At 35.9% G+C, this 2,969-nt stretch carries 3 protein-coding genes; all 3 read right to left on the bottom strand.

Annotated features, from left to right (window positions below):
* Positions 1-218: 218 nt before the first annotated feature.
* Positions 219-1,058, bottom strand: coding sequence for a permease prefix domain 1-containing protein (locus DFP97_RS30140; protein ID WP_114384341.1), 840 nt, complete (start codon positions 1,056-1,058; stop codon positions 219-221).
* Complete coding sequence (locus tag DFP97_RS30135; protein ID WP_114384340.1) at positions 1,055-1,396, bottom strand: PadR family transcriptional regulator; 342 nt, start codon at positions 1,394-1,396, stop codon at positions 1,055-1,057. The genes DFP97_RS30140 and DFP97_RS30135 overlap by 4 nt, the downstream gene beginning before the upstream one ends.
* A 713-nt stretch (positions 1,397-2,109) precedes the next feature.
* On the bottom strand, positions 2,110-2,709 hold the full coding sequence (locus DFP97_RS30130; RefSeq protein ID WP_114384339.1) for a hypothetical protein: 600 nt from the start codon (positions 2,707-2,709) through the stop codon (positions 2,110-2,112).
* Between the last annotated feature and the right edge of the window lie 260 nt (positions 2,710-2,969).

Here is a 2,969-nt window from a genome sequence, read left to right as displayed (position 1 = left end):
GCAAGCAGCAGTTGTACGCAATTCGGTTCGAAGACTAGAAAGCTTAGGGTTTGCCGTTACCATTTCAGAAGTTTCCTAACCCTTAATTCACCTAATGTAATATTGATTTAATTAGGCGCTGTACTTTTTAAAAAATTAACGAACTGCGTCTCTCTTTAGTTTTGCCTTTTTTATTAGTCACCTGCGATATGAATTTTCATGGTAGTTTAATCAAATAATTATGGACTAGAATTGAATACGTTAAAATTGCGAAACTTCTTATTAGTCAAAAGGAAGCCCGCGAAACCGATAATGTTAAAAAACAAGAATATTAGCGTCCATAAGATACTCACTTTTCTTGTCGTATGGAATGCATAGACAATTGCCCAGATTGTGAATAAAGCCCAATATAGAGCAATTCCCAAAACCAGAATTAAATAGGATATTACATAATAACCGAATGCTGACGTGTAAACAAACCAATTTCCCATGCCGTTACCGCCGCGATTGTATCCTGCCCATAGCCATTTTGGCGTATTAACTTCTTCAGAGTAAGAATAAATAGGCTTAGAATCCTCCAAGTAATTAAATAACTCATCCCCCTCTAAACCTTTGGTATTATAAATTTCTATTTTGTGAACTCTCTTATTGCTTTGTACGATGGATTCAACTTCTTTTTTTACTTCTTCTGTAATGGATTCGTGGTCTTTTAGACTGTCAATTATCTTTTCGTTGATGCGATGTGGAAAATCATTACTGTTCAAATCATCTCGTTGATACAGGAATTGAAACGAAAATATAGCGACGATAAGTGCAATTAAAGCTGCAAACAACACCCCTTTTGCAAATAGCTTTTGTTTGTGATAAAGCTGAGAAATTTCGGAACGCAATTCCTGTTCTCCACCAAAACGTTCGATTGCGAGCTGGACTGCTTCCTGTTCCGATATCCCTTCTTTTTTCAATTCGTGAACTGCTTCCAGAAGGTGGCTTCTCATTTCAGCTTTTAATTCTTTTATTTCTTTTTTGTTACCCCTAGCATTTTGATAGACAGAATCGACAAATGCTTCGATTTGCTTCATTTCCTATCTCCCCCTTCCAAAAATGAATCAATTATTCCTTTGATGAACCGCCATTCCAAGCGTTTTTCTGTGAATGTTTCTTCGCCCAAGGGCGTGATTCTATAATATTTCCTCCTTCCGCCTGGTCCTTGCTCATCACCCCAGAAAGAATAAATCCACTCGTTTTTTTCCAGACGCTTCAGTGACAAGTAAAGCGTTCCTTCCTTCAATTCGAATTGTTCTCTGCTTTTTTCTCGAACTAATTTGGCAAGTTCGTAGCCGTACATTTCCTTGTTGCACAACAGGGAGAGTATTATCGTGTCTATATGACCCTTTAATACCTCTTTATTTACTTCCACATGCTCACCTCCACACTTCACAAGAATTGTAATCATTTGTAATTTATTTATATAATATAATACTCTATAAAGAAAGGTATTCATGAAATTTTTTTTGTTAACTCCGAAGATTTAACTATCCTGCCCGTTAGCTTAATCAAGCATCGTCAATCTAAAACTTTATTTTCATAGAGCCATTTTACCCTTATTGATTCAAAACATTAGGAAAAGGGTAAACATACGATAAGTGGGAAGTGGTATTGAAAAACAGCGATAACCGGAATACAATTTTAGTTTCAGAAAGGTTGTTGATTAACCATGAAAACACGGAGAAGGATAAAAAGTTCGAGATTTCTGCTTCGACACTTTTTGAGTAAGACTTAGCTTTAGAAGTACATTTATAAACCGCTTCCCACTATAAGAGGACTCTGCGATTTAATTCGCAGGGTCCTCGCTTTTATGATGCTATCAATCAATTTCTCCTTTGTTATTACGCTATCCTGCCCTTTAGCTTAATAAACAATGAGGAGCAGCTGCCGTGGCATACTACTCCTTATTGTTGAACTATCGTACTCGTTAGCTTAATGACCAACTGCGGTCCGATGGACTTAGGCTCTTTGGTTGTCCTGGTGAATCTTCTTCCTGCTACAAGTCGGACCGGACGGAGTAATGAATGCCCCGAAGCGTGAATACGGAGTTATATGCTATAATTCGGCTTCTTGAACACTTCCGAGTTACTTAGTAAGAACTGCAAAATTATAGTCACCAATAAGTATATGTACCAGTTTGTCTTCCTTCTGGGAATCGAATATTGTAGAAATAACATAAGTATCCTCTGGATTCTGGACTTTACTAAAATCAGCAATAATTGTATTTTGCTTTAAATCAAAAATATATACCACATTTTTATCTTTTGGAAATTTTGAATTTTTCATGCCAACCTCTTCAATCTTTCCCGAATCACCGTATTTCTCAATTAATTGATTCATTACGTTATCGATCTCAAGTCCACGTGAAGTAATATATTTATTTTCATTTTCTTGTCTCTCCCTTATAACAAAACCGGACACTTTATTTCCCCGGTAGAAAACAGTTATTCCGTTGTATTGAACTCCTAGTTTTCCAGTCTCGCTAATTGGTTTCCCTATTACTTTTTCTAAATTAGTTTTATCCATCCCGATTGTTAATTTGGTTCTCTTTTTCTCTCCAACCACAGAAAGATCAGATTCTGTAAACATATTTGGTTGATACGATTCAATTTCATTTGCTTTCGAACATCCGAAGATAACAAATAAAATTAAAGTTATTGAAACTACTTTTGCCCAAGATTTCATTATGGTGGCTCCTTTATAATCTTCGAATTAATGCAAAAAACGTAATATAATATTACCATAATTTTATAATTAAGTACTGCTTATTGAAGTTCCATTGCCATTACTACTATACCTTCAACGACCAGGAGCAGTCGCCGTGGCGCCTGCTCCTGTCATTTATCAGTACACTATCGTACCCGTTAGCTTAATAAAGGATGTTAAATACGACTTCGAATATCATTCCAGTCATTCTTTAAAAAATGTTTCATCGGTAATTTGGA

Origin of the sequence: Paenibacillus prosopidis (genome assembly GCF_003337375.1) — a bacterium.
Classification (GTDB): Bacteria; Bacillota; Bacilli; order Paenibacillales; family Paenibacillaceae; genus Pristimantibacillus; species Pristimantibacillus prosopidis.
The sequence above is the reverse complement of the archived record's forward strand: the minus strand, read 5'-3'. Positions and strand labels throughout refer to the sequence as shown.